This is a genomic window from Lacipirellula sp. (genome assembly GCF_965279485.1).
In the GTDB taxonomy this organism is placed as follows: domain Bacteria; phylum Planctomycetota; class Planctomycetia; order Pirellulales; family Lacipirellulaceae; genus Lacipirellula.
Genome location: NZ_CBDIIC010000001.1, coordinates 340,605 through 366,904, shown reverse-complemented (window position 1 = coordinate 366,904; position 26,300 = coordinate 340,605). Strand labels below are relative to the sequence as shown.

General features: G+C 63.8%; 16 protein-coding genes. 7 read left to right on the top strand and 9 right to left on the bottom strand.

The window, feature by feature from the left end; all coding sequences use genetic code 11:
* Positions 1-77: 77 nt before the first annotated feature.
* Complete coding sequence (locus ACQY7R_RS01525) at positions 78-1,106, bottom strand: hypothetical protein (protein WP_428303837.1); 1,029 nt, start codon at positions 1,104-1,106, stop codon at positions 78-80.
* Between the two features lie 744 nt (positions 1,107-1,850).
* Between ACQY7R_RS01525 and ACQY7R_RS01520 the strand changes: the two genes are divergently transcribed.
* Complete coding sequence (locus ACQY7R_RS01520) at positions 1,851-2,093, top strand: response regulator (RefSeq protein WP_428303836.1); 243 nt, start codon at positions 1,851-1,853, stop codon at positions 2,091-2,093.
* 103 nt (positions 2,094-2,196) lie between these two features.
* Here the strand turns inward: ACQY7R_RS01520 and aroA are convergent, their stop codons facing one another.
* Together aroA and ACQY7R_RS01510 are read right to left on the bottom strand one after the other, a co-directional pair.
* On the bottom strand, positions 2,197-3,492 hold the full coding sequence (gene aroA, locus ACQY7R_RS01515; RefSeq protein WP_428303835.1) for a 3-phosphoshikimate 1-carboxyvinyltransferase: 1,296 nt from the start codon (positions 3,490-3,492) through the stop codon (positions 2,197-2,199).
* On the bottom strand, positions 3,489-4,805 hold the full coding sequence (locus ACQY7R_RS01510; protein WP_428303834.1) for a PQQ-binding-like beta-propeller repeat protein: 1,317 nt from the start codon (positions 4,803-4,805) through the stop codon (positions 3,489-3,491). Before ACQY7R_RS01510 ends, aroA begins: the two co-directional genes overlap by 4 nt.
* A gap of 204 nt (positions 4,806-5,009) precedes the next feature.
* On the opposite strand from ACQY7R_RS01510, the gene ACQY7R_RS01505 reads away from it, so the two are divergent.
* On the top strand, positions 5,010-7,298 hold the full coding sequence (locus ACQY7R_RS01505; RefSeq protein WP_428303833.1) for a molybdopterin-dependent oxidoreductase: 2,289 nt from the start codon (positions 5,010-5,012) through the stop codon (positions 7,296-7,298).
* Positions 7,299-7,370: 72 nt separating this feature from the next.
* Here the strand turns inward: ACQY7R_RS01505 and ACQY7R_RS01500 are convergent, their stop codons facing one another.
* Positions 7,371-8,351, bottom strand: coding sequence for a hypothetical protein (locus ACQY7R_RS01500; protein ID WP_428303832.1), 981 nt, complete (start codon positions 8,349-8,351; stop codon positions 7,371-7,373).
* 553 nt (positions 8,352-8,904) lie between these two features.
* Between ACQY7R_RS01500 and ACQY7R_RS01495 the strand changes: the two genes are divergently transcribed.
* A complete protein-coding gene (locus tag ACQY7R_RS01495; protein WP_428303831.1) occupies positions 8,905-10,029 on the top strand; it encodes an Lpg1974 family pore-forming outer membrane protein in 1,125 nt (374 codons plus the stop codon).
* Positions 10,030-10,141: 112 nt separating this feature from the next.
* Here the strand turns inward: ACQY7R_RS01495 and ACQY7R_RS01490 are convergent, their stop codons facing one another.
* The 4 genes from ACQY7R_RS01490 to ACQY7R_RS01475 form a co-directional block, all read right to left on the bottom strand.
* The gene (locus tag ACQY7R_RS01490; protein ID WP_428303830.1) at positions 10,142-12,106 is read right to left on the bottom strand and encodes a preprotein translocase subunit SecA; all 1,965 of its coding nucleotides are present in this window, start codon (positions 12,104-12,106) and stop codon (positions 10,142-10,144) included.
* 357 nt (positions 12,107-12,463) lie between these two features.
* Positions 12,464-13,561, bottom strand: a complete 1,098-nt coding sequence (locus ACQY7R_RS01485) for a hypothetical protein (protein WP_428303829.1) — start codon at positions 13,559-13,561, stop codon at positions 12,464-12,466.
* Between the two features lie 525 nt (positions 13,562-14,086).
* Positions 14,087-14,572 (bottom strand): hypothetical protein, encoded by a 486-nt coding sequence (locus ACQY7R_RS01480; RefSeq protein WP_428303828.1) that lies wholly within the window; start codon positions 14,570-14,572, stop codon positions 14,087-14,089.
* A gap of 545 nt (positions 14,573-15,117) precedes the next feature.
* The gene (locus ACQY7R_RS01475) at positions 15,118-16,617 is read right to left on the bottom strand and encodes an FAD-binding oxidoreductase (protein WP_428303827.1); all 1,500 of its coding nucleotides are present in this window, start codon (positions 16,615-16,617) and stop codon (positions 15,118-15,120) included.
* 181 nt (positions 16,618-16,798) lie between these two features.
* On the opposite strand from ACQY7R_RS01475, the gene queG reads away from it, so the two are divergent.
* From queG to ACQY7R_RS01455, 4 genes are all read left to right on the top strand, one after another.
* Complete coding sequence (queG, locus tag ACQY7R_RS01470; RefSeq protein WP_428303826.1) at positions 16,799-17,929, top strand: tRNA epoxyqueuosine(34) reductase QueG; 1,131 nt, start codon at positions 16,799-16,801, stop codon at positions 17,927-17,929.
* A 432-nt stretch (positions 17,930-18,361) separates the two neighbouring features.
* Positions 18,362-19,438 carry a tRNA dihydrouridine synthase gene (locus ACQY7R_RS01465; RefSeq protein ID WP_428303825.1) on the top strand — a complete coding sequence of 359 codons (1,077 nt, stop codon included), beginning with the start codon at positions 18,362-18,364 and terminating at the stop codon, positions 19,436-19,438.
* 180 nt (positions 19,439-19,618) lie between these two features.
* Positions 19,619-21,100, top strand: a complete 1,482-nt coding sequence (locus ACQY7R_RS01460; protein WP_428303824.1) for an MATE family efflux transporter — start codon at positions 19,619-19,621, stop codon at positions 21,098-21,100.
* A 194-nt stretch (positions 21,101-21,294) separates the two neighbouring features.
* Positions 21,295-22,173 (top strand): transposase, encoded by an 879-nt coding sequence (locus tag ACQY7R_RS01455; protein WP_428303823.1) that lies wholly within the window; start codon positions 21,295-21,297, stop codon positions 22,171-22,173.
* 128 nt (positions 22,174-22,301) lie between these two features.
* On the opposite strand, the gene ACQY7R_RS01450 is transcribed toward ACQY7R_RS01455, so the two are convergent.
* A complete protein-coding gene (locus ACQY7R_RS01450; protein ID WP_428303822.1) occupies positions 22,302-26,198 on the bottom strand; it encodes a hypothetical protein in 3,897 nt (1,298 codons plus the stop codon).
* Between the last annotated feature and the right edge of the window lie 102 nt (positions 26,199-26,300).

Below are 26,300 nucleotides of genomic sequence, written 5' to 3'. Positions count from 1 at the left end.
CAGCCTCTCCGGCGACGGCCTGTCAGGAAGTGGAACTGCGGCCGCGAAGTTTGATTCGGCCAGATGCTGAATGCAGCTTACAGTTGAGCATCAGCCTTCGCAGGAGGCAACTCCGCAGGGCGTTCCCAGTGACGACCTGGGCCTCGGTTCGGATCGTAGCGGTGCTCGCCTCCTTTATGGCCTGGACCGTACGTCCCATGGCCCCGCCCCCGGCCCCGACGTCGCCCGTAGTCCGACATCGACAGCAACTCATTGCCTCGTACCAGCGCCTCTTCATCGGAGAGACGATCAAATCGCAGCTTTGAGTTTGTAATGATCACGTCCTGACGCAGCACGACGCCATCCGATTGCCGCACCCAAGCAATCGCCTGCAGGCGGGCTTCTTCTGGGACGCCGGGCGCCGGCGGGCCGTGGAACTCGACTCGCATCACACGGTGGTTTTCCCCGTCCATCGTCAGTGTTTCGATGCCGGTGACTTCGACGTCGACGGTCTCGACAGGCGCGCTCGGCGCATGAAACGGGTTGTAGATCTCTTCCGTCCAACTGCGACCGACGTACAGGTGAGGAAGCTTTGCGTCCGGGAACAACGCCTCGCTCAGCATCGACTGGTCGCCAATCGGAACCTTCGGCTCGTATCTGACGTTGCCGAACTCGACGGTGAGATCAAGAAAAGCGCCGTTCACCTTGCCATCGAGGTGCAGGACGCTGCTTACCTCGTTGAGCGAGACGCGACTGTCAAATTTCGAAAAGTTATCGAGCGAATCGAACTCAAGCGTCGTGCGGGCGTCGAACTTCATGCTGCCAATGTCGCCGACCACTTGCCGCATGAGCGCCGGCACCAAGTCGAGAAGCGGAACGTCGTTGAGAATGACGCGGTTCTCGAGATTGGTGGTCCCGAGCACGCCCGGTTTGCGAACGCTGGCCGCGTAGCCAACTTCCCGGTCGCCCCAGGAGACGCGCCATGCCACCGGGACGTTTGGCTCGAAGCCAGCGCCTACCGGCGGCTCGCCCCCGTGGAACGAGGGTAAGACCTTGTCGATCATGAGCCAGGACATGCTGCCCAGCCAGATGACGATCACTGCGCATACGAACACTCGGTTGGCCATGAGAGGCTACTCCCCAACCGTGATGAAACCAGAACTTCCTGGCGACGGCAGCCCACAACCGACAGCCGCCTCCAAGCGACCGTTCCAGCGGCGCTCCCCCCGGAACGCTTCCGCCATCATAACGCCCTTCGCCGCAAACGGCGAAGAAATTCTCTAACTCGCGCGGAACCGCTGTCGGCGGCAGGCTTCAGCGAACGATCTACGCGCTCGCCAAAACTCGCCTGTTCATCTAACACCAGCATCTGCAGTTTAGTTCGCGCTGGAATCAAATCCGACACTTGCTGGTCAAATGCCGTTCTCTTGCCGCGAACCTCGCTGTCGGCTTTCTCCTCCTCCTCGCAGGTGTTGAATGCAGCGGCGGAGAACTTTAGTCTTAATTTCCGCAAGACTTAGGACGAGCCGCTGGGGTTAAACGATCGGGGAGAGTCGGGAAAATCGCAAGCCGCCAATTTATTGGCATGACGCTTGCACTGGCTCTGCCTCGAAGGATGGCGCCCCGCTACCGTGGGGGAAGTGAGGCGCTTCGCTGCCGATCAGGTTGAGTTTCCGGCCAATCGGCTTCCCACCGCGTTGTAAGTTCCGGCACTGTTTGAAGTTACGGATTTCCACAAATCCGGATCTTCACCTGGTTATTGCGAGTAATTAATCGGAAATTGCATTGAATTGCCGCCTTAGCGGCGATAACCTGAATACCGCCGCGGTGGAAGTGGATGCTTCCCCGACCCTAGCAGGAGATAGGTGCCCATGGCTGCCACATACTACGTCCAGGAATGCCCGACTTGCGGTCGCAATCTGCAGATCCGCGTGGAGTATTTGGGGAAGCGCGTAGTTTGTCAGCACTGCAAGGCAAAGTTCGAAGCCTGCGATCCAAGTTCGGCAGCCTATCCTCCGTCTGAATCGAGCCTATCGCTGCTCGCCCGCGCCGATCAATTGATCGAAAGCGCGACCCGCAGCAGCCTGAGCACGATCACTCGCAGTGCTATCTAACTCGCGCTTCCGCGAGAATTAGATGCGCTTCCGGAATGGTTTGCGAAACTGTTCCCATGCCCACGCGTATTGCGGCCGCCCGCAGTGATTGTTGGCCTACGCCCTACGCGCCGCGGATTAGTCGCGTCAAGTCCTCGAAGAACTCGGGGTACGTTTTCGACGTGCAGCCCGGGTTGCGGATTACCACCCCTGGGGTCCGCAATCCGGCCAGCGCGAAGCTCATCGCCATGCGGTGGTCGTTGTAGGTATCGATCGCCGCGCCTCGCAGCTTGCCGGGATGGACGGTGAGTCCCTCCTCGGTCTCGTCGACCGTCGCGCCGAGCTTCCGCAGTTCGCAAGCGGTGGCGCCAATGCGGTCGGTCTCCTTATGGCGGATGTGAGCCACGTTCCGCATCCGCGTCGGTCCGTCGGCGAACAAGGCGACCACCGAGAGGGTCTGCACCGTGTCGCTGATGCCGTTCATATCGACGTCGATCCCGTGAAGTTTGCCGCCTTGGACCGTGATCGAGTCTGGCCCGTATTCGACGCTGGCCCCCATCTGGGCGAGGCAATCGCAGAACTCGACGTCTCCTTGCAAACTCGCGCGGCTCAGATTCTCGACCGTGACCCGCCCGCCGGTGATCGCCGCTAAGGCGAAGAAGTAGCTGGCGGCCGAGGCGTCGGGCTCGATCGCGTACTCAATCCCGCGATATTGCTGCCCGTTTGAGACCGAGATCGTGGCGTAGTCGCTCGTCGCGGTAGCAGCGGCCCCGAACGACTCCATCACCTTGATCGTCATGTCGACGTACGGGATCGAAACGAGCGTACCGGAGACCTTCAGCGTGATCGGCTGCTGGGCGTAGGGAGCAGCCATGAGCAGTCCGCTAAGGAACTGGCTCGACACGTCGCCGCGAATCGAGGCTTCCCCGCCCGACAGGCCGCTCGCCGTCACCGCGACGGGCGGGCAGTCGTTGGCGCCGAGCGCCTCAATCTGCACGCCCAGTTGCCGCAGCGAGGAAACGAGATCGCCGATCGGCCGCTCGCGCATGCGGGCGATGCCGTCGAGCTTGTAGGCGCCGTGGCCGATGGTCGCCATCGCCGTGAGGAACCGCATCGAGGTGCCGCTGTTGGCGATGAACAGCTCCGCCGACTTAGCAGGAATCTTCCCGCCGCAACCCGCTACTCGCAGCGTGCGACCCCGATCGCTCACCTCGACCGCGATGCCAAGTTGCTGCAGCGCCGCGATCATTACGTGCGTATCTTCGCTCTCAAGCGCCCCGGTAAGCGTCGACGCTTGATCAGCCAACGCCGCGCAAATCAGCGCGCGGTTGGTGATGCTCTTCGACCCCGGCGGCCGGATCGACCCGTTCACGGGACCGGCGACTGGCGTCATTTCGATCGAATCGGGAGCGGCGCTCATTCAGCAATTTTCCAAAGATGGCTATGGCTGCGGACGAACATCGCGTTGCCCGAAACCGCGGGCGACGCAAGGATCTCTTCGACCATATTAATTTCCGCGATGATCTCGCCCTTCAAATCTAGCACGAACGCATCCCCCTTGGCATTGAAGCAATAGAGATGCTCGGGCCCCAGCAGCGGCGTGGCCCAGACGGAGCCTTTCAGTCGCGTCGTCCAGTCGATTTCTTCGGTCTCGAGGTCGAAGCAATTGAGCACGCCGCCGCGGTTGATCGCGTAAATTTTGCCGTCGCGAATGACGGGGCTCGCCGAGGTCGGCTTTAGTCGCTTCGCTTCCCACACCGGCTCGGCAGGCTCCGCCGTGGGGACGAGTTGCACCGCCGAGAGCCACTTGGCCGGCACATAGACGCGGCCTTCGTACGGCGTCGACGAGGAGATCGTGTCGCACTCCATGTCGACGCTCCACACCGGCTGGCCGTCGGCCGGCTTGAGCAGCTGGACTGCCTTGGGCGTTTGGAGCACCACGCCGCGGGCGTCGGGCTCGTCAATGAAGTAGGGCGATGTCCAGCTCGATTGGTTCGGCCGATCGACTTGCCAGCGGAGCTCGCCGGTCGCCGCGTCGTATGCCGCGACGAAGCCGGCCGTCTCGCCGTTGCACTGGATGATCACCACGCCGTCGACGACGACCGGCGAGCTCGCCATGCCGAAGTCGTTGCCGAGTCCCTCGTGCGCGGCAGTGAGGTCCTTCTGCCACACATCCTTGCCGTTGAGATCAAGGACGAACATATCGTTCGACGAGAAGAGCGTGTAGATCCGCTCGCCGTCGGTCGCCGGGGTATTCGCGGCGACGGCGGTCAGCTCGTTGATGACGACGTTCCCCTGGGCCTCGAACTCGCGGCGCCACAGCTCTTGGCCCGTCTCGGCGTCGAATGCCAGCACGAAGAGCTCGCGTTCCTTCTCGCCGGCGGAGCAGGTGACGATCACGCGCCCCGCGACGACGATCGGGCTCGAGACGCCGCGGCCCGGCAGGTCGGCGGTCCAGGCGATGTTCTTCGGCGGCCGAATCGACCAGTCGAGCGGTAGCTTGGCGGCGGTTTGGTTCAACCCGCCGCCGCGGAAGGAGGGCCAGTCGTCGTCGGTGAGTTGCGCAACCGCCGGACGCACGGCGAGCAGCGCAAGCGTGAGCGTCAATCCGCAGAGGCGGAGCCGCTTCCCCAGATTCTCACGCGCCGACATGTCCAAAAACAACGCCCTTCGGATGCTGCCCCAGCCTGTCGCGGAGATCGCGGTCAGCGTATGCTGAAGGCAGAGACTCACGGCTGAAATCTCGCTGGTTTCCCAACGACCGCCCCCGTGAGCATGGCAAACGGTATAGCCTATCTGCTCGACGAAGCCCGGACCAGCGGGCCCGAGCGGCGGCTTGCCGACGCTTATCTGTTGGCGATGAACGAGGGCCTGCGAATCAGCGCGGATCGCGCAGTTTGCGGGGCAATCCAACGAGCAGCACTCGGAAGCGGCGAGATGAGAAAAGTTAAGACCGGCGGCGGTTGGCCAGCGCTTCTCTATACCTTCCGGAAGGGTCGCGAAGCGGGCGGCATCTGGCAGCTCTGGAAGGCGATGCGCACCAAGAACGCCTGCAAGACCTGTGCACTTGGCATGGGGGGGCAGCGCGGCGGCATGGTCAACGAGGCGGGCCACTTCCCGGAGGTCTGCAAAAAGTCGCTCCAGGCGATGGTCGCCGACATGCAGGGGGCGATTACGCCCGACTTCTGGGCGAAGTACGGCCCCGACGAACTGCGGGGCCTTTCGCCGCGCGAGCTTGAGAACTGCGGCCGGCTCACCCAGCCGGTGCTGTACACGCCCGCACTGAAACGCTTCCAACCGATCTCCTGGGAGGATGCCTTCCACCGGATCGTCGGCAAGCTGCGCGAACTGACGCCCGATGAAACCTTCTGGTACTTCAGCGGCCGCAGCAGCAACGAGGCGGGCTTCCTGCTGCAGATGTTCGCGCGGCTGTATGGGACGAACAACGTCAACAACTGCAGCTTCTATTGCCACCAGGCGAGCGGCGTTGGCCTCACCAGCGTCACCGGCAGCGGCACGGCGACCGTCACGCTCGACGACGTTGAGAAGTCGGACATGGTGTTCGTCATCGGCGGCAACCCGGCGAGCAATCACCCGCGGATCATGCGGTCGCTGATGACCCTGCGACGACGCGGCGGCGAGGTGATCGTCATCAACCCAATCGTCGAGACGGGGCTCGTCAACTTCAGCGTGCCGAGCGATGTGCGGAGCATGCTGTTCGGCACGAAGATCGCCAGCCTCTATGTGCAGCCCCACATCGGCGGCGACCTCGCGCTGCTCACCGGCATCTCGAAGCAGATCGTCGAGATGGGGGCGCACGACCTGCCATTCCTCGAAAATTACTGCAACAACTGGGACGAACTGCGCGACTGGCTGGCGAGCGTCACCTGGGAAGAGATCATCGCCAAGAGCGGCGTTCCGCGCGAGCAGATCAACGAGATCGCCGCGCGGTATGCGAAGTCGAAAAACGCCGTCTTCAGCTGGACGATGGGCATCACGCATCATGTCCACGGCGTCGAGAACGTCCAAGCGATCGGCAATCTCGCCCTGCTGCGCGGCATGGTTGGCAAGCCAAACGCGGGATTGATGCCGATTCGTGGGCATTCGAACGTGCAGGGCATCGGCTCGGTCGGCGTCACGCCGAAGCTAAAGGACGTGCTGTTCGATCGGCTGCAGTCGCACTTCGGCGTCAAGTTGCCAACGACCGAGGGTCGCGACACGATGGCCTGCATGAACGGCGCCGACAACGGCGAGTTGAAGTTTGGCCTCTGCCTCGGCGGCAATCTATACGGTTCGAACCCCGACTCGACTTACGCGCAGCAGGCGATCGAGAAGCTCGACATGCTCGTCTACATGAGCACGACGCTGAATACAGGGCATGCGTTTGGCCTCGCCAAGGAAACGATCATCTTGCCGGTGCTCGCGCGCGACGAAGAGCCGCAGGCGACGACGCAGGAGTCGATGTTTAATTTTGTACGGTTGAGCGATGGCGGGCCGGCGCGGCATGCGGGGCCGAAGAGCGAGGTCGAGGTGATCGCGTCGATTGCTAGCGGCGTGGCGGATGGGCGGCGCGCGGCGGCCAACGGCAGCAACGGCGCTCACTCCAACGGCGACGCGACCCCCGGGCAGAGCCCGGGGCTAGGGGATCCGACGGGGCTGACCGCGGTGAATTGGCAGTCGATGCAAGACACGGGGCAGATCCGCGATGCGATTGCGGCGATCGTGCCGGGGTTCGAGCAGATTGCGGAAATCGACAAGAACAAACAAGAGTTCCAGGTCGGCGGTCGGACGTTCCACCAAGCGAGCTTCCCAACGTACAACGGCCGCGCGAACTTGCACACGCATCGCCTGCCGGAGATTCAAGGGCAGGGCGAGCGCGAACTGCGGCTGATGACCATTCGCAGCGAAGGGCAGTTCAACACGGTCGTTTACGAAGACTACGATCTGTACCGCGGCGTCGAGCGTCGCGACGTGATTCTGATCCATCCCGACGACATCCGCCGGCTCGGCGTCCACCAGGGAATGACCGTCGCGGTGCATGGCCCTGCCGGCACGTTGCGCAACGTGCGGTTGCATCCGTTCGAAGAGATTCGACCGGGCAACGCGGCGATGTACTATCCCGAAGCGAACGTGCTAGTGAGCCGGCACCTCGATCCGTCGAGCAAGACGCCGGCGTTTAAGTGCGTCATTGTGCGGCTGGAGGTTGAGGGGCTGGCGCTTGCGTAGGTTGAGCATCTCAGCCCGACGGCGGTGCGTGTGGGCAACATCGATCGAGCCCCCGGTTTGAAGAACCGGGGGCTAAGCAGCGCGGCGGCGGTTCTGACGTCGCTTCTCGCTTCGCGTCGCTTGTGTCGCTTGTGTCGCTTTCTTCGTTTTACGCGACATTAAGCGGTCGTACTTGTCGCGGTCTTTTTGGCGTTGCTCGTTTTGCATGAGACGCACGCCCCAGTCGAGGAGTTCTTGGTGGCGTTGGGCGCGCTCCGCTTCCGTAGGGTGGGTGCTTGCACCCACCTTTGCCGCGTCGAGGTCGTTTGATGCGACATCGTTGTTGGTTGTTTGTGGCGCTGGAGGTTGCTCGGTTTGCGAAGGGGCGATGGACTCCTCGCTGGGCGTGGTGGGTGCGAGCACCCACCTTCCCTCGGAGGGCTTGGCGTTGTGCCCCCGGTTTGAAGAACCGGGGGCTAAGGTTGGTTGCGGCGCGGCGAAGGACCACTCGTCGGGGGTGCCGAGGCCGTAGTTGTGGATCACCGGCGCCGACTTGGCGCGCTCGCGGAAGACTAACGGCGTGTCGGCCATCTTGGGTTCGCGCGGGCGGTCCCAGGGGCCGAGGCTCGGGAAGCAGCAGTCGAGCACGTGTTCGTAGGTTTTATCGAGGTGCTTGAAGAGTTCGGTGCGGGCTTCTTCCGGCGTATTGGCGAGCGCGGTTTCCATCATCAACCGCAGCGCCTTCGTGACTTTCAGGCCGGAGGCGAGGTCGCCGCGTTTGCGGGCGTAGGTTTCGGGCTTCGTGCGCTCGAGGAGCCAGGCCGCGGCGCGCCAGTGCGTGCGGGCCGCTGATTCCATCAGTTTGAGTGGGTCTGGCTTGGCGAGTTTCGCCATCCGCACTTCTTGGTCAAAATCTTCTTCTTCGCGGCGGTAGCGCTGCACCGTGCGGAGCGTGACGCCGACGCCTTGGGCGGCTTCGGCGAGCGAATAGCTCTTACGGACTAGCTCGCAGAATTTCACTTTCATCTCTTCGGTGAAGACGCGTTCGCGTTGGCGGATGTATTGACGTTGCATGTGATGGTCCCCTCTGTGTGAACGTGTAAATAGCCCCGGGCTCTGCCCGGGGGTGACTTAGTCGTGCTGGTGCGCGTCGACGTACGGTGCGCAACCCCCCGGGCGGAGCCCGGGGCTAGAATGTGCACTTCGCGGACGCGAGTTCACGTTAGCAAAACTAGTGGCCCGGTTTCGACAACTAAATTTGGCCACCGCGTATTTTATTGCGGCGCGAGAAGGGGTCGGGCGCAGCGCACCGCCACCGGTTTGAAGAACCGGGGGCTAATAAAACTGGACTTGTGGCTGATATTTGGGGGTTGACGAGGGGCGGCGCGAATCGAGTTTCGCTCCGGCGGGGGCGTTGCCCCGCGGCTACGCGTTGGGGGGAGTTTGTTGGTGGGGCAGGAATGGGGAGAGCGGCAAACCCTACGGGTTATGTCGAAGATAGCGGCCGATTTTGCCGATAGTCTTCGGCAACGCGAGTTCGGCTCGCATGGCTGACGGCGCGCTTGCTAGCGACTGCTTGGCCTTCCGGAGGTGGTTTTGGGGGCGGACTTTTCTCCAGGAACTTATCATGGCCAGGTTTTCGCGGTGGTCGTCGGGGTTGTTGCTAGCGTTGACGGCGGGAAGTGCGGCGGCCGCTGCGGACGCGCCGGCAACCGTCGACCAGGGGTTCGTCGACCCGGCTTCGTACGGCGCCACTTACCAGACGACGGCGCTCGCGGGCCAACTGCAAAAGCCGACGGCCGAGTGCTACAACCGGCTCGAATTCAGTGCGGCGCTCCTCTATCTGCAGCCGATCGCCGACAACTTGGAGTACGGCACGCAGGTGACGCCGCTGCCGGCGCCTTCGCCGCACTGGGTGAACCAAGGGGTCGATCCTGGTTTGAGCCCGGCCTTCAACATTGGCCTGCGCTACATCGTGCCGGAGAACGGCAACGATGTGCGACTCTCGTGGACGCACCTGAACGCTGACGGGAATGATTCGTTCACTGCCGACGCCCAGCAGTTCGCCGGCCCGCCTTATGAGATTGGTCCCGACTCGAATCTGTACAACGTTGCCCAAGGGAACGTTGAGTTCGAGTACGATTCGGTCAACCTCGAAGTGGGGCATTTGCTGACGGACAGCAGCCCGGCGCAAGTGCGGGTCTTCGGCGGGTTGCAGTACGCGCGGATCAGCGAAGAACTGACCGGCAGTTTCGCCAGCTTCGACGGGAGTTACTTATCCACCAACACGAACTCATCGCTATTTAACGGCGTCGGTCCGCGACTCGGCATGGAGGCGGGCGTCGTGAAGGGGCGGTTTGATCTCTTGGGACAGATCGCCGGCTCGGCGCTCGTTGGTCGGCAAGAGAACCAGCTCGACTTCGCCGCGATCTCGCCCGACCTGCCGGGCTTGGGGATCACGCCGCCGAATCGTCAATCGATTTCGTCGCCCGACGCGACGCGGGTGGTGCCGGCCATCGATTCGAAGCTGGGCGCCGGACTAACGATCCCGATGCAAGGGGGCAGCATTTTGCGAATCGAGGCGGGATACCAGGCTGCGGTCTACATCAACGCGATCAGCCAGTACGCGATCAGCGACGTCGTCGTGCCGCCGAACGTGCAAGGGATTGGCGTGTTCTTGGAATCGGCTTATCACCTGCACAACAATTTTGCGGTGCATGGGCCGTATGCTTCGGCGAGCTGGGCTTATTAAAAAGATTCCAGATCACTCCTGTATTCCAGCCCCAGGCTCTGCCTGGGGGTAGCAGCACGCGGGGCAACACCAACCGAAGTGGAAACCGCCCCCCGGGCGGAGCCCGGGGCTATTAGCCGGGCGTATCAAGATACGGGTCTTGCCCCATTTGACGTTGGACTTTTTGCCGCTCTTTTTCGTGGTAGAGCATTACCTTACGGTCGCGGAAGTGGCGGCGTTCGACGCGTTGTTGAGCTTTGCGGAAGACCGATTCGAGGCCTTTGATGGGGCCGGTGGCTTCGGCGCCGCGGCGCTTCAAGCGGTCTGACTTCTTGGGGCCGTAGCCGCCTAACAGGATTTCGTCGTCCAGTGCGAGAAACTGGCGGTAGGTGCCGGGGTCGCCTTGGCGGCCGCAGCGGCCGATGAGTTGGCGGTCGATGCGCTGGGCTTCGTGAAGTTCGGTGCAAATGACGTGCAGGCCGCCGACTTCGAGGACGCCGGGGCCGAGGCGGATGTCGGTGCCGCGGCCGGCCATGTTGGTGGCGACGGTGATTTTGCCCATCTCGCCGGCGGCGGCGACGATTTCGGCTTCGCGTTCGACATGCTTCGCGTTGAGGATCGTTACGGCGGCACCACGCTCGGCGAGCATGCCGGCGAGTTTTTCGCTTTTGTCAATCGAGCGTGTGCCGATGAGGACGGGGCGGCCGAGGGTGTGTTGGGCGACCGCATCATCGACGACTCCCGCCCACTTCTGTTCGGCGTCGCCGAAGACGAGCGTCGGCAACTGCTGACGAACCGGCGGGCGGTTCGTGGGGACCGGTTCGACGTGGACGGTGTAGATTTTGCGGAGTTCGCGGCTGCTGCTCGACGCGGTGCCGGTCATGCCGCCGAGGCGTTCGTAGCGGAGGAAGAGGTCCTGCACCGTGATGCGGGCGGCCTGGTTCGTGGCGAAGGTGATTTCGACCCCTTCTTGGGCCTCGACCGCCTGGTGGATGCCGGCCCGCCACTTGCGGCCTTCAGCGAGGCGGCCGGTGAACTCGTCGACGATGACGATTTCGCCGTCGCGGACGACGTATTGGCGATTGAGGAACATCTCGCGCGAGACTTTGATCGAGCGCGTGACGTACTCGTAGATCACCGACAGCGGTAAGCGGTCCATGGCGGCGGGTTTAGCCAATCCGCGGACAAGTTGCCGGCCGGCGAGCGAAAGTTCGATCGAGCGTTCGTCGTGTTCGTATTCGAAGTGCTCGTCTTCGACGAACCGTGATTTTACTTCGGCGGCCCAGCGGTAGGCCTCGGCGGCGATTTGTTCGTCTTCACCGGGAAGCGCGCTGATGATCAGCGGGGTGCGGGCTTCGTCGATGAGGATACTGTCGGCCTCGTCGACGAGCATGAAGTGGAGGCCGCGTTGGACGGGGTCATCGCTTTTGCCGGCGGAACCGCCGAGCATTTGGCCGAACAGATCTTGCTGGCCGCCGCTTAGGGTGCGCAGCAGGAGGCGGTCGCGGAGGAAGTCGAAGCCCATTTCGTTGGCCGTGCCGTAGGTGACGTCGCAGGCGTAGGCTTTGCGGCGGTCGTCTTGCGGCTGCTGGCCTTGGATGATGCCGACGGTCATGCCAAGGGCTTCGTACAGCGGCTTCATCCACTCGGCGTCGCGGCGGGCGAGGTAGTCGTTCACCGTCGCGAGGTGGGCGCCTTTGCCTTCGATCGCGGCAAGGTACATCGGCAGCGTGGCGGTGAGCGTTTTGCCTTCCCCCGTTTGCATCTCGACGATCGAGCGGTGATGAACCGCGGCGCCGCCGAGGAGTTGGACGTCGAAGTGTCGCATGCCGAGCTTGCGGCGGCCGGCTTCGCGGCAGAGGGCGAAGGCCTCGACGAGGAGGCGATCGAGCGGCTCGCCGCTGCGGGCGCGATAACGGAGGCCGAGGCTTTCTTTGCGGAGCTGGTGGTCGGCGAGCTTTTCGAGGCTGGGTTCAAGCTCGGCGATCTTCGGCAGGCAGGCGGCCCACTTGGCGAGTCGATCGCCGGCGACGGCGCGGACCGAGCGGGTCCAGCCGCGCGGGACTCGAGAGACGTCCATCCCGCGCTTGGTGTCCATGGCTTGCTGTGACCGTTAGCTAATTCTGTTGGCTGAGCTGAGTGAGAAATGGACAGGATAACAGGATGGCTTGGATTTACTGGATGGTAGCGGACGAGGCATTTGGAAATGCCTGATCTGCTCGCTACGTATCCTTCAATCCTGTTGATCTATGAAATCCTGTGATCCTGTCCATTCTTCCGCGGGGCGTTGCTTCTGATGAAATTGACGCCCTAACTGAAGAATAGGTTGCGCGGGCGGGGGGCGTCAAATGATGTGGCGGCGCGGAAGGGGTCGGGGGCCTTTTGCCACTAGCGATTCCACTTTGCCAGGAATATCTCTCGTGGCAAAAGGCCCCCGACCCCGTTTGCATCGCGACTACTGGCGTTGGCGTTGAACGGAGCTGACGCGGTAGGCTGGCATGTACGAGCTTTCGTCGATTTGGCGGCCGAAGAGTTGGCCTTCGACGGCGACGAACTCGCCTGGCGAGAGGTTGGCAAGGACCTGCGGGTTGTCGATCAGCACGCGGCCGCCGATTTGGTCCTTGGCGCCTTCGTCCATGTAGTTGATGCTCCACTCGCCCCGCTCGGGCCAGTACTCAAGTTGCCCGCGGAGCCATTCTTGCTTCGAACCGACGCCGTAGCGGCCGTTCGGGTTGTCGCCGGCGGCGGTTTGCTTGCCGATCGAGGGCGGGCGGAAGCCGGTGGCGCCGGAGGATTGGACGGCGGCTTCGGTGCGGGGTTGGCTGCCTTGGGGGCGGAAGCCGTCGGCAGCGAGTGTTGTGCCAGTTGCAGTCGCAGCGACGGGGGCGTCGAAACTGGCTTGCGTGACGCTGCTCGTGGCCTGCGAAGCTGCGTTCGGAGCCGGAGCGCCGGCGTTTGGCGTGAACGCGCGTGCGGCGCCTTCATCCATCGAACCGGCGACGGGGAGCATCGATTGGATTGGCGCCCGGAACTGGGACGCGGTCGGCTTGGTGGCCGAGGCGGCGACGGCAGCGGGGGAGGGGGTCGACGTGGGCGTCAGGCTGGCGGCGGCAAAGCGGAGTGATTGCTCGTCGTTGGGGACGCCGACGGCATCGCCCTTCGCTGCGGGAGCGGCAGATGCGCCGTAGTTGAGCGGAGCGGTGGGGGTGACGGGGTTCGCCGCGGGGTACGTCGAACCAGCTGGATACGCCGAACCTGCGGGGGCGGCGGGGTAGGCCGAGGCGGGCGGAGCGCCGGTGGGGGGCAGATACGCGCCGGCAGGTGCGCCTGCGGTCGGAATCTGCGGCATCCCGGCAGCGGGGACAGCGAGCGGCGCGGCGTTCGGCATCGCGTCGCCCTGATAATAGGGAGCCGCCATGCCCGGCGCGAGCTGCGTCGTGGGCGGCGGCACGCGATCGGGGGTGAGGAATGGATTCGCCATCGGCGTCGAATTGCTACGACACCCGGCGAAGATCGCGACGGCAACTATGGCAAGTGAGGCGGCGGACCGCATCGGCAGCATCCTTTCTGCCCAAGTGGCGACCGAGACGTAGCGCTACGCCGCGGTCGGAGATGGCGAGGATGATAGCGAACTGCCGGGAGGCGTCTATAGCAGTGCTGGCCGTTGCGCGGAGGGCGGGCGGCGGCGCCAAATGCAGCGAAGTTAGTGCATGCATGGAGCCCCAACGGGGCGAGAGTTAATAGCCAGGGGCGTCAGCCCCTGGTTCGTAGTCGAGTTGAAAGACCGCAGCCCCGAAGGGGCGACAGTAGGCCACGGCACTGTCGCCCCTTCGGGGCTACGGTTGTTGCTATCAATGCAAACCGGGGGCTTGCGCCCCCGGCTATTTACTTTCGCTCCGTTGGAGCTCGTTTAAATGTCGCTGTCAGCTAACCGCAATGTCATTCTGAGCGAAGCGAAGAATCTGGAAGCTCGTTGGTGCTACTAGATCCCTCACTCCGTTCGGGATGACGGACGCTACGCTTCAACTGAAGCACGCCCTAAGTATCGCTTGCTGCGAACTGGTTCAATTCAAATGAACTAGAACGCTTGGCTGGTGCTCGCTCCGGCGGGTCGTTGACCCGCGGCTACGGCGTTCTCGGTCTTCGAGAAGTAGGGGTTGAGGATCACTTGCGGGCCGCGGGTGGGGGCGACGCTGGTGGTTTGGTCGACCGTGTTGGGGGCGACCATCGCGGGGCCTTCGACGGCGGCGGGTTCCGGCGTGACGTACGGGTTGTTGATCACGGCCGGTTGGACCTCTTCGACGACCTCGGGGGTCATCACGCCCGGCGGGTAGGCGAAGGGGCTGTAGCCGTAGGTGCGCGGCACCGGCTGGCTGTAGTAAACCGGCGGAAAGGCGGCGAAGTAGGGAACGTTGTCGGCCATGACGCCGTAGAGGCGGCCCATGTCCCAGGCGCCGCCAAAACCGTAGCCGCCGCCGTAGGGGCCGCATTGGGCGTGGGCCTGGCTGCCGGCGGACGCGGCGGCGAGGAGGAAGGCGGACAACAAGATTCGTCGGAAGTTCATCGTGGGGACGCCTCGGGGGTGAGTCTCGCGGTAGGTGCAACGACTCGACTTGGTCGCTCTCCTATCCAGCCTAATCAGCCGAGTTTTCGCCGCAACGGTGGGGTGGGAGGGGGTGTGCGGGTTGTGCGGGCGTTTTTGAGGGAGCGGCGGGCAATTTTGGGGTTCAAACGGGGGCGTGAGGGGAGGATTGGCGGGCTGTTTGGGCGGCGATTTATTTGAAGCGTTTTCTTGCGGATGAAATTTATCCCAATTGAGTCCGAAATTCAGCCCCGAAGGGGCGTTCGTTAATAGCCAGGGGCGCAAGCCCCTGGACCCGTGCGTGAAACAAACGCCGTAGCCCCAACGGGGCGAAAGTGGGTCACGGCACTGTCGCCCCGTTGGGGCTACGGGTGTTGACGGCGACGTTTACCCAGGGGCTTACGCCCCTGGCTATTGACTGCCAGCCCCTTCGGGGCTCAATGCAGTTCGATCTTCACGGGCGAGTCGCCCGGCGCGTCTGCAATGGCAAGATGCCAGTGGCACCCTGAAACAATACATGGCGTTGCTCACTCGCCCTCGCCGTACTTCAGATGGAACTTGTTCTGAAAAACCCCGTCGGGGTCGTATTTCCGCTTCTCGGCAAAAAACTCCGCCCCTTGCGGGTATGCCCGGGCAAACTCCGCCGGCGTGGCGTGGAGGCGGTACGGCAAATAATACCGCCCGCCGGCGGCGAGGGAGGCTTCGATCAGCGCCTGCGACACCGCTTTCATTTCGGCCTCGGCAGCCGCGGTGGTCGGTTGGTTGAACAGCATCACGAACGCGAACATCTCTTCGGTGGCGTAGCGGAGGAACGTGTCGTGGTCCTCCTCGACGAAGCGGACCGTCACGTTCAGCAGGTCGATGTCGTGCTTGGGGATCGTCTCGCGCAGCGCGGCGATGAAACTGGCGACGCCGCTGCGGGGGACGAAGTACTCGTGCAAGATGTCGGTCGACGCGGCCGAGCGGTTTTGGAAGACCTCGACTCCCTCGTTGAGGAGCTGATTCCTCGAAAAGTACTCCTTGTTGAGGTGCGGTTGCAGCTTCGCCTCGGCCGACCAGCGGAGTTCTTTGCCGTAGTCGCTGCCCACCGAGCCGCGAAACAAATTGCGGCGGAGTTTGATCGAGTTGGCCGAGGCAAGCGGCGGGATCGGGCCGCCGGGGCCTTCGTGGAAGACGTTGATGATGACGTCTTCGAGAAAATGCGACGGCGCGATGCCGAGTCGGCCGTAGGCCATCGCCACGTCGTCGCGGCCGGCGATCTCGGCGTCGTACGTCGCGAGCGCCTGGTTGAGCGAGACGACGAATTGTTCGAGCCGGTAGCGGGCGTTCGGGATGACGCGGAGGTCGGCGTCGAGGATCACGCCGAACAGGCCGTAGCCGCCGAGGGCGAGGGCGAAGAGTTCCGCATTCTCGGTGCGGCTGCAGGTTTTGATCGTGCCGTCGGCGAGTAGCAGCCGAAAGCTCTCCACCGTCGAGGCGATCGGCGGCCGGCCATATTGCCAGCCGTGGCAGTTGACGCTCAGCGAACCGCCGACCGTAAAACTGTTGTTCGATTGCATGACGGCGACCGAACGGCCGACGGGATCGAGATAGGGAATGATTTCCGACCAGCGGGCGCCGGCCTGGACGCGAAGGAGGTTCGTTTCGGGATCGAACGACATCGCGTGGAAGGGCGTCATATCGATGACGATGCCGTCGGGTGAGATCGTGTGGCCTCCCATCGAATGGCGGGCGCCGGCGATCGAGATGCTCAGCTTGTCGCGGCGAGCGCGGACGAGGAGGTCGCGGAGCTGCGATTCGGCTTGCGCGGGATCGGCCGGGATGGGCCAAACTTCGGCGACGTGCGAGGCGTTCAGCCGGCTGGCATCGTCGATGTAGCCGGCGGCCAGCGGCTGGAGTTGGTCGGCGTCTTGCCAAGCGACGGTGGCGAGGTGCCCGGCCGGCCGCGAGACGGAAACGACGATGACGATGGCTACGATGAGGAGGGCGAGGAGAATTTTTCGCCGGCGCGTGAGGGGCCTTCGCATTGGCGGTTGGGAGTTAGAATGGTGGGTTTGGCGTTCTAGCCCCGGGCTCTGCCCGGGGGTCGGTTAGCACAACGCGGGGCAACGCTTACCGAAATGGTGAGCGACCCCCGGGCGGAGCCCGGGGCTAGGGCGCTGTCACGACTTTTATATCAGATTTTTCAACTCTCATAACGAACCAGTCGTGTCGCCAGCCGAACTTACCGCCGCTCTGAAGTTGCGAGCCAGTGAACTGGACTTTGCGCTTACGGGCGTGTGCGATGCCGCAGCGCCTAACGGCGTGGCGCGGCTCGGCGAGTGGCTTGATCGCGGCTATGCGGGGCAGATGAAGTATCTGCACGACCGCCGCGAGGCGTATGCTCATCCGCGGCATGTGCTCGAGGGGGTGCGGAGCTTGTTGCTGCTGGGGTTGCCGTATCGCACGGCCGAGGCGGCGCCGGCGGGGGACGGCGAGGGGCGGGTCGCGCGGTATGCGTGGGGCGAGGCGGACTACCACGATGTGATTCGCGACAAGCTGCATGATCTTGCCGACTACTTGCGCGAGCTGGCGCCGGCGGCGACAACGCGGGGCGTGGTCGATACGGCGCCGCTGCTGGAGCGGGAGTTCGCGCAGCGAGCGGGACTCGGCTGGGTCGGTAAGAACACCCTGTTGCTCAGCCGCGATGCGGGGAGCTATTTCTTTCTCGCCGCTCTGCTGACGGATGTGGAGCTAGCCGCCGACGACGCGTTTGAGGCCGATCACTGCGGCACTTGTACGGCGTGTCTTGATGCGTGCCCGACGCAGGCGTTTCCGCAGGCGGGTGTGCTCGATGCGTCGCGCTGCATTAGTTATCTCACCATCGAATTGCGGGATCACATTCCGGCCGAGCTGCGGCCCGGGATGCACGACTGGGTCTTCGGCTGCGACGTCTGCCAAGAGGTTTGTCCGTGGAATCGGTTCGCGCCGGTGAGCGAAATCGAGCGGTTGCAGCCGGTGGAGGCGATGAACCCGCTCGAACTGACATCGCTCTTCGAGCTGGATGACGACGCGTTCCGGCGACGGTTTCGCAAGACGCCGTTGTGGCGGCCGCATCGGGATGGGTTGTTGCGCAACGCGGCGATTGTGTTGGGGAATCAGGGACGGGCGTCGGCGCTGCCGGCGCTTGCGCGGGGGTTGAATGATGTAGCGCCGCTCGTGCGGGCGGCAGCCGCGTGGGCGCTGGGGCGGATCGCGGCAGCGGAGCCGGAAGTGGAAGCGGCGGCGTTGTTGCGGGCGCGATTGGGAATTGAAGAGGACGCGACGGTTCGTGCAGAGATTTTGGGAACGATGCCTTGAGTAACACACCAATGCACGAGCCGTGTGAAGAATAGCCCAGAAAGGGGCGACATGATGTAGCACACTAAACGTCAGAGTGATCTTGGAGTACCTGAATCTAATCATGCACCACGGAAGCACTATTTAAGTGCGTGCTGATCCACTCTGAATGTTGTGGCTCCCTCCCCCTTGAGGGGAGGGCTGGGGAGGGGGTGGAACCCTGGTACCCGCTGCCGCCCCCCTCCCTAACCCTCCCCTCAAGGGGGAGGGGACCTCATGGTTTCGTTATATGGAAGACTGGGGCTTGCAGTTGGATGAGCTTTTTTTCCCAGAGATTAGAGAATGCAGGGGATGCTTGAGTCGCTCGGCAACCATGATTGATCATTCAATCACACGCCGTCGCGCTTGACGGCGACGCTCGTTGCAGAAAAATGGGGCTTCCTACCTAAACCGATGACCACTGCCACCACTCACTCGCTGAAGCCCCTCCGCATCGGGAATATCGAACTCGATTTCCCCGTGGTGCAGGCTGCGCTGAGCGGATACAGCGACACCGCGATGCGGGTGATCGCGCGCCGCCTCGGGGCGAGCTACACGCTGTGCGAGGTGATGCTCGACTACTTCATCATGCAGGTGAAGGATCGGCCGCGCAACAGTCACCTGATGCATGTGGCCGACGAGGAGCATCCGGTCGCGGGGCAGTTGATGGGCGCCGAGCCGGAGCAATTTGGCCCGGCGGCGGTGAAGCTCGTCGAAAAAGGTTTCGACGTTATCGACATCAACTTCGGCTGCCCGGTGAAGAAGGTGCTGGGCCGATGCCGCGGCGGATTTCATTTGAGCCAACCCGAAGTGGCGCTCGAAATTGTGACTCGTGTCCGCGATGCGGTGCCGGCCCATATTCCGGTGACCCTCAAAATGCGCCGCGGGATTGATGATTCGGCGGAGAGCCGTGAGAAGTTTTTTGAGATCTTCGACGGCGCCTACGCACGTGGCGTCGTGGCGGTGACGGTGCATGGCCGGACGGTGCTGCAGCGATACGACGGGCCGTCGCGGTGGGAATTTTTGCGGGAGCTGAAGGCGTACGCCGGCGACCGCGTGATTCTGGGCAGCGGCGATTTGTTCAACGCCCAGGCGTGCCTCGACATGATGGAGTACACCGGCGTCGACGGCGTGACGGTCGCGCGGGGCTGCATCGGCAATCCGTGGGTGTTCCAGCAATGTCGCGTCTTAGCTACAGGCCAACCGCTGCCGGCGCCGCCGACGTTGCACGAACAGCGCGAGGTGATTGCCGAGCACTACCGACTGGCCGAGGAGCTGTATGGCGCCGAGCGCTGCATCCCGACGATGCGGAAATTTGGCATCAAATATTCGCAGCTCCATCCGCAGCATAGCGAGGTGCGAGCCGACTTCGGCACGGTGAAGATTGTTGGCGGTTGGCGCGACGTGCTCGCGAAGTGGTACAACGTCGACGGGCCGGGCGTCCATCCGGCGATTGAGGAGCCGAACCCGTTGGCGTCGCCGGCGGAGTGAACCTGCGCGGGGCGGGGGCTGTCTTGTTCGGCACGCATTGCGGCGAGAGTCGTTAATCTAGCCCCGGGCTCCGCCCGGGGGTCGGTTAGCACAACGCGGGGCGACGCCTACTAGAATGGTGAGCGACCCCCGGGCGGAGCCCGGGGCTAGAGGTACGAGCAACAGCGATAGGCGGAATTCATGTCGAACGGAAGCGAAGCGAGCGAAACAACGTCATGGTGGTCGCGGCCCGCGGGGGGACGTGAGGTGCTGCAAATTGCGGTGCCGATGGTTGTGACGACGCTCTCGTGGACGTTGATGCAATTCATCGACTCTGCGATTCTGATGCAGGTTTCCGGCACGGCAATGGCTGCGGCCTATCAGGCGGGCATTATCTGGTTTGCCTCGATTAGTTTGTTCTGGGGAATTTGTTCGTATAGCGCCACGTTCGTCGCGCAGTACTTCGGCGATGAGCAGCCGAACAAAATCGGCCCCGCCGTGTGGCAAGGGGCGTGGCTCGCGCTGTCGTTCTCGTTGCTCGTGCCGGTGGCGCAGTGGTTCGCGCCGCAGCTGTTTGATCTGTTCGGTCACGAGAAAGAACTCGCGCGGTTGGAGGCGCTCTTCTTTCAGATTCTTTGTTACGGCGCGCCGGGCATGCTGATCGCGCAGTCGTTGGAGTGCTTCTACAGCGGCCGCGGCAAGACTTGGGTGGTAATGGTCGTCGACGCCGGCGCCGTGGTGGTGAATCTCATTCTGGCGCTGATGCTGGTGCGGGGGTGGTTCGGCATCGAGTCGTGGGGGATCGACGGCGCCGCGTGGGCGACGGTGCTCGCGCAGTGGTGGCGAGCTGTTTCTTACGCCGTGCTCATTTTGCTGCCGGCCAATCGGGCGGCGTTCAATACAGCCGACTTTAAGCCGGACCGGCAGCTGTTGCGGCGGATGATTCGCTTCGGCGGGCCGAGCGGCATGCAAATGATGCTCGACGTCACCGGGTTCGCGCTGTTCATGATGTTCGTCGCGAAGATCGGCGTCGCCGAGGCGGAGGCGACGAGTTTGGCGTTTCGCGTGAGCCAAGTGGCGTTCATGCCGGTGTGGGGCCTGGGGATGGCGACGGCGGTGCTCGTGGGGCAGAAGCTCGGCGAAGATCGGCCGGAGTTGGCTCAGCGGGCCGCGCGGACGACGCTGTCGATGAGCCTCGTCTACATGGGCGTGATTTCGCTGGTGTTCGTGTTCGCGCCGCGGGTGTTCTTGCAGACGTTCTTCACGCATGGCGAGGCGCCGGTAGCAGCGGCGACGGAAGAAGTCTCGCCGGGAGCGGTCGCGGCCGAGTCGACGACTGCCGCGCACGATGAACCGGCGAAGGCTGGCGTCGAGGCGATGACGAGTTACCTGATGCGGTTCGTCGCGGCGTACAACATGTTCGACGCGGCGGTGATCATCCTGGTGAGCGTGCTGCGCGGCGCCGGCGATACGCGGTTCGTGATGATCGTGAGCTGCTTTATGTCGGCGATGGTGTCGCTCGGCAGCTACCTGGGCGTCAACGTGTTCAACTTCAACGTCTACGGAGCGTGGTGGTTTATTGCGATTTGGGTGTCGACGCTGGCCGTGATTTACGTGCTGCGGTATCGCACCGGCAAGTGGCAGGCGATGCGGGTGATTGATCAGATTCATCACGCGCATTAGGCGCCCCGCGCATCCTCTGGCTCCCTCCCCCTGGAGGGGAGGGTTGGGGAGGGGGGATCGCGCCTGGTACCAGCTGCCGCCACCCCTCCCTAGCCCTCCTCCTCAAGAGGATTATGCAACTGCTAGCAGCGTCTTGAAAAGAAGGAGTCCGCGTTCCACCTTGTCGGTAGCAAACCCCTGACAAGGAGAGTTTTATGGAACGCGAACTCTGGCTGGCACTTTACCTATTAGCGCGCGGATTGGACAAGCGTTGGGGAAGTTGGAAGTACTCGACGGCGGAGATTGTGGCGGTTTACTTCTGGGCGGTGGTGCACGATCGGCCGACGAGTTGGGCGGCGTGTGCCGAGGAGTGGCCGGCTGATCTGCGGCTCGATCCACTGCCGCCGCAGAGCACGCTCAGTCGACGACTGAAGCAGGCGGACGCCGTGGAGTTGTTGACGGCGGTAGAGCAGCAACTGCTGATCTTAATTGGTTTAGGGCGGCAGTGGATCCACATCATCGACGGCAAGGCCTTGGCGGTCAGTCCGATCAGTCAGGACCGGGACGCCGCCTGGGGTCGCGGCGCGAAGGGGAAGCAGAAAGGTTACAAGCTGCACGCCGTGTGGAATGGAGGGCCGTTGTTTACGACGTGGTCGCTCGCTCCGATGAACGTGAGCGAGAAGACCGTCGCGCGTCGGTTGTTCGAATCACTGCCAGGCGGCGGTTATCTGCTGGGAGATACGCAGTACGACGCGAACGGGCTCTACGATGCGGCGGCGCAAGCCGGGTTTCAACTCGTCGCCAAGAAGACGCCCAGTCGCGGTCGCAACGGCCTCGGCCATCGTCGCCAAAGCCCGAGCCGCCTGCGATCGATCGAACTGTTGGCCACGCCGTTCGGCCGCGAGCTCTATCGCGAGCGTGGCGCCATCGAGCGACAGTTCGGCGTCTTGGCAAGCACCGGAGGAGTCTTAGCCCCGCTGCCAGCCTGGGTGCGACGCTTCCACCGAGTCCGACATTGGGTGCAAGCCAAATTCATTCTCAACGGCCTCCGGTGGATCAAAATCCGGCAACCGGAACTGCTGGCACTTGCATAATCCTCCTCAAGGGGAGGGGACCTCAACATTCACTATCTGTTAAGGTCGACGCCGCAACGCTTAGCGGAATGGTGAGCGACCCCCGGGCGGAGCCCGGGGCTAGGGTTGATGCGCTGCATCGACTCGCGTTAACGCAGAATGCGCGGCACCATGCCGCGGAGGCGGTCGCTGATGCCGCGTTGCTCTTCGGCTGAGGAACCAGCCGTTGGCGTCGGCAAGACATCGTTCGGCTTGGCGGCGATGCTTGCGATCGGAGCTTGCTCCACGAACAGCCGTGGCCAGTAGCCGTCGATCAGGCGCTGGCAGTCCATCAGTTGGCCGTCGTCGAGGGCCGACTTTGCGGCGTAGAGCCGCTTGGAGATTTGGTATCGCTGCTCTTTCGAGAAGCGAAGGTCGTACAGCCGCACGTCGTCGATCCAGGCTTCGCCGTGGCCGACGAGGTGGAACTGTAGCCGCATTTGGCCCGTGCTGGCGAGCGGCAGGTCGTCGACGGCGAACTCGTACTCAGTCCACGCGGCGTTGAGCTGCTGCTCGCCGCCGACGGCGACGTAGCGTTGCCGCGTGACGCCGGCTGCTTCGTATTCGAACCAGGCGTAGAGCTGCGATTTCGCGGCTCCCGCGGCGCCATGAATTCTGGCGCGGACGGTGAGTTGGCCGGTCGGCGGAATCGGGAAGAGGTGGCTTTGCACGGCGACGCCGAGGGCGTCTTCGCTGTGGAGGTGGAGCGAGTGGCCGGTGACTGGTTCGGTTTCGGGGGCGAGGTCGACGACGCCGGCGGCGCCGATTCGCGGTTGCCAGCCGAGCATTTGGCCCGCTTCGCCGGTGAGTTCGAAGTCGGGGTTTTGCAGTTCGCTGTAGACGCGTTCGAAATCGAGCGCCGCCATCCGCTGTTCGAATTCGGCGAGCCGGCGGGCGAGTTCGGCCTTGGCGGCGGGGCTCATCTTCACTGTCCACGCGCCGATCTTCACCGCTGGCGACGAGAAGCGGCGGGCTTGCACCCCGTGCGGCGGCAGAATTGTCGTCCAATTTTTGGGGCCGTTCGGCAGCGTGCCGCTGATCGTCGGATCGCTCGCGGCTTGCGATGCTTCGAGCGTGGGATCGACGCCCAGTCGGCGCCACACCATCGTGCCGCTGGCTTCGAGCGGGATGGTGAGTTCGAGCGGCCAGGCCGATTCGTTGACGACGCAGAGGGTCGTCGACTCGGCTTCGCGGTAAATGCGAAGCGTGACCGGTTGCTTGCGTTCGGTGCGCGTTTCGCCGCCAGCGGCGGGGAGCTCTTGGAAGAGCCGCATCGCATCGCGGTGGATGTCGCCGTCGGCCAGTGGGAATTGCGTGCCGCCGCTGATGGCGAGATTGAAGTCGCGGGCCGTGAGAGCGGCGGCGATGCCGCGCGTCGACTGCTCGTGCGCTGCGGTCGACGCGGCGACGAGCGTGAGGTTCGTATGGCTGGCGCCGAACGGGCTTTGGGCGTCGAAGGTCGCCAATCGCAACTCGCTCGGCACGTGGTAGAGCTCTTCGCCGCAGCTGACGCGACTGACGAACAGCTGTTCCAACTCGGGGGCATGGTTCAGACGGAGATCGGTCGCTGAGGCGTCGACGGAGTCTTCCGAGGCGATGCGCCGCGGCCGGAGGAGCGTAACGCCAGGCGTCTTCGCGAGTTGGGCGAGATCGAGGCCCGTTTCGGCAATCGCGTCGTCGAGCGTTGCCCGGCCGGAGACCGCTTGGCGGAGGCGTTCGGCAGCATTGGCGCCGGCGAAGAGGTCTTCGGTACAGAGAATCAGGCGTGCATCAGGCCGACGATTGGATAGCTGCGATGCGACGTTCGCGTAGAAGTTCGTCGTTTGCTGGTAACGCCACGCGTTCCATGCGGGAGCCAGCGGGCCACGGGCTTGTTCGCCGCGGCGGGCGAAGCGCTCGTGGCCATCGACGAGCAGTGCGGTTTCGCTGGCGACGGCGAAGCTGGTCGCCGTTTCGTCGTCCATGCCCCACGCGATGCCGGGCGTGACGCCGTAGCCGCCGCCGTGGAGTTGCAGGGCGACGCCGCCCCAGGCAGGATGCGTGTCGTAACGCTGAGCGATGCGATCGACGACTGCGGCGAGTTCGGTTTGCACGTCGGCGTGCAAAAGGTTGTAGTGGGGCGTCGTCGCGGTGGGCGGATGCTGACTCATCGCCCACGATTGGCCGTCGACGCCAATCCATTCGATACCGCCGACGCCGGCTGCGGCGGTGCGACGGATTGCTTCAAGCGCCGGCAGTGGCGACGCGAGTTCCACGGCAGGAACGAGCGTGAGGCCTTCGCGATCGAAAATGCGGAGCAGCACTTCGAGCACGTCTTTGCGGATCGGATCTTCGCCGGTCGCGGCGAGCAGGCCCGAATCGAAACGCGGCGACACGCCGAGTCCCGCGACGGGCGCGAGCGAGGCGCCTTCGCTGGCGATCGAGAGGACGGCGCCGTTGTAGCCGGCGGCATGCAGTTGCTGGGCGAGCCGATTGGCGGCGGTGAGGAACGTGTGCCACGTTTCGATGCTGCGGCCACTCTCGGCGTCGTACTCGCCGGCGGCGCCGAAGGAATCGGCAAACGTTGGCGCCGCGATGTAGGCGGCGGCCAGACGCTGTTTCGCTGCGGGGCTGGCGGGATCGTTCGGCGCGGCCTTCGTCGTGCGATGTTGGAGACGAATTTTGCCGTAGAGGGCGCCATGCTCGTGCGAGCGATTGGCGATCAGCACGGCAGGCGATTTCGTGCGCGGCCAGAAAGCGATGCGATGCGTGACGACGCCGGTTTTCGCGTCGACGGTTTGCGTGGTTTGATCGGCGGTAAAAACGCCCCAGTCGCGGCCGAACGTGCGGACTTCGCCGGCGGCGTCGGGTTCGATGATGCTGACGGCGAGGTGTTGCTCGTAGTCGCGCGGGACTTCAATCTCGATGCCGTGCGGCTCGCCGACGCTTTTTACGGGCAGCAGATAGGCTTGCCAGGCGAGATCGTCGGACGGGGACGTGGGCGGCAGTTCAACGAGGCTTTGGCCGAGCGGCGAGAGGAGCGGTTTGACGTTGCCAAGCGGCCGCGGCGTCGAGAAGCCGGGCAGCTTTTCGACCTGCGTCCAGTGGGGCAGGCGTTGCCACCACGACGAACTCGTGGCGTCGATCATCGCGACCGTTTCCCATTCGTCGGTGAGACGCGGAAGCTTGGCAGCGGGATCGACGACGACGAAGCCGATGTTGCGAGCGGCGAGTTCCGAACCTTTTTCCCAAGGCGCCAAGCGGCTGGCGAAGCCGGCCGGGCGTTCGACGAGCGTGATCCGCAGGCGGTAGGCGCCTTCGGCTTTCGGGACGGCGAGTTCGACGGGAATTTCGCTCAGGTTTTGCGGATCGCAGGCGAAGGTCGCTTGCCAGAGAACGGCGGACGATCCCTGGCGGTAGAGTTTCGCTTCAAGCGTCGCGGGCGCCGTGAGGATCGTAGCGACTTGCGGTCGCAGCGTCAGCCGCAGCGACTCTTCGGGATTGAACACCAAATGATCGCGATTGAGTTGCACGCGGAGCAGGTCGCCCGGGGCGCGCTCGACGCGGACGTAACTGCCGAGATCGTCGAGCGGCGTTTGCTGCTTGGCGGCAGCGAGGTCGCCGAGTTTGAACTCAATCGGCTTGACTGGTTCTTCAGGAGACTTGCGGAGATCGACGACGACGCTCGCGGTTTCATCCGCGCGGATGGTGACGTCGCAGCCGTCGGCTTGGCGGCGGAGCAGGGGGGCGATGGCGACGCGATTCTCGATTAGCCGAACGGCGGCCGCTTCGTCGGCTTCGACGCCGAGGGGTTGCAGGTCGCTCAGTTCACCGCCGGCGACGGCAATGGAGCCGATCCATTTTTGCTGCGACTGAGCGTTAGCGCCCCAGCCGAAGCGGAGGCGAACTTCGATCGTTTCGGCAAGTGCGCACTCCGAGCCGAACGCCAGCGCCGCGATGGCCGCCACAAGGGCGACGAATCGCGTCGGCGCGTTGGGCCGGCAGATCGGACTTCCTTGTCCGAGCATCGCGTGACGATCCTAGAGTGCGAGCAGTGAATGCTGAGAGCAACGGAGGAGCCCGGCGAGCGGCCAAATCCGTGGCAGCGCGGCGGGATTGTAGGAGGCGGT

What these genes read in the sequence shown, in the direction of transcription:
- ACQY7R_RS01525 (WP_428303837.1), bottom strand. Translation starts at nt 1,106, where the DNA reads ATGGCCAACCGAGTGTTCGTATGCGCAGTGATCGTCATCTGGCTGGGC.
- ACQY7R_RS01520 (WP_428303836.1), top strand. Translation starts at nt 1,851, where the DNA reads ATGGCTGCCACATACTACGTCCAGGAATGCCCGACTTGCGGTCGCAAT.
- aroA (WP_428303835.1), bottom strand. Translation starts at nt 3,492, where the DNA reads ATGAGCGCCGCTCCCGATTCGATCGAAATGACGCCAGTCGCCGGTCCC.
- ACQY7R_RS01505 (WP_428303833.1), top strand. Translation starts at nt 5,010, where the DNA reads ATGAGAAAAGTTAAGACCGGCGGCGGTTGGCCAGCGCTTCTCTATACC.
- ACQY7R_RS01500 (WP_428303832.1), bottom strand. Translation starts at nt 8,351, where the DNA reads ATGCAACGTCAATACATCCGCCAACGCGAACGCGTCTTCACCGAAGAG.
- ACQY7R_RS01495 (WP_428303831.1), top strand. Translation starts at nt 8,905, where the DNA reads ATGGCCAGGTTTTCGCGGTGGTCGTCGGGGTTGTTGCTAGCGTTGACG.
- ACQY7R_RS01490 (WP_428303830.1), bottom strand. Translation starts at nt 12,106, where the DNA reads ATGGACACCAAGCGCGGGATGGACGTCTCTCGAGTCCCGCGCGGCTGG.
- ACQY7R_RS01485 (WP_428303829.1), bottom strand. Translation starts at nt 13,561, where the DNA reads ATGCGGTCCGCCGCCTCACTTGCCATAGTTGCCGTCGCGATCTTCGCC.
- ACQY7R_RS01480 (WP_428303828.1), bottom strand. Translation starts at nt 14,572, where the DNA reads ATGAACTTCCGACGAATCTTGTTGTCCGCCTTCCTCCTCGCCGCCGCG.
- ACQY7R_RS01475 (WP_428303827.1), bottom strand. Translation starts at nt 16,617, where the DNA reads ATGCGAAGGCCCCTCACGCGCCGGCGAAAAATTCTCCTCGCCCTCCTC.
- ACQY7R_RS01465 (WP_428303825.1), top strand. Translation starts at nt 18,362, where the DNA reads ATGACCACTGCCACCACTCACTCGCTGAAGCCCCTCCGCATCGGGAAT.
- ACQY7R_RS01460 (WP_428303824.1), top strand. Translation starts at nt 19,619, where the DNA reads ATGTCGAACGGAAGCGAAGCGAGCGAAACAACGTCATGGTGGTCGCGG.
- ACQY7R_RS01455 (WP_428303823.1), top strand. Translation starts at nt 21,295, where the DNA reads ATGGAACGCGAACTCTGGCTGGCACTTTACCTATTAGCGCGCGGATTG.
- ACQY7R_RS01450 (WP_428303822.1), bottom strand. Translation starts at nt 26,198, where the DNA reads ATGCTCGGACAAGGAAGTCCGATCTGCCGGCCCAACGCGCCGACGCGA.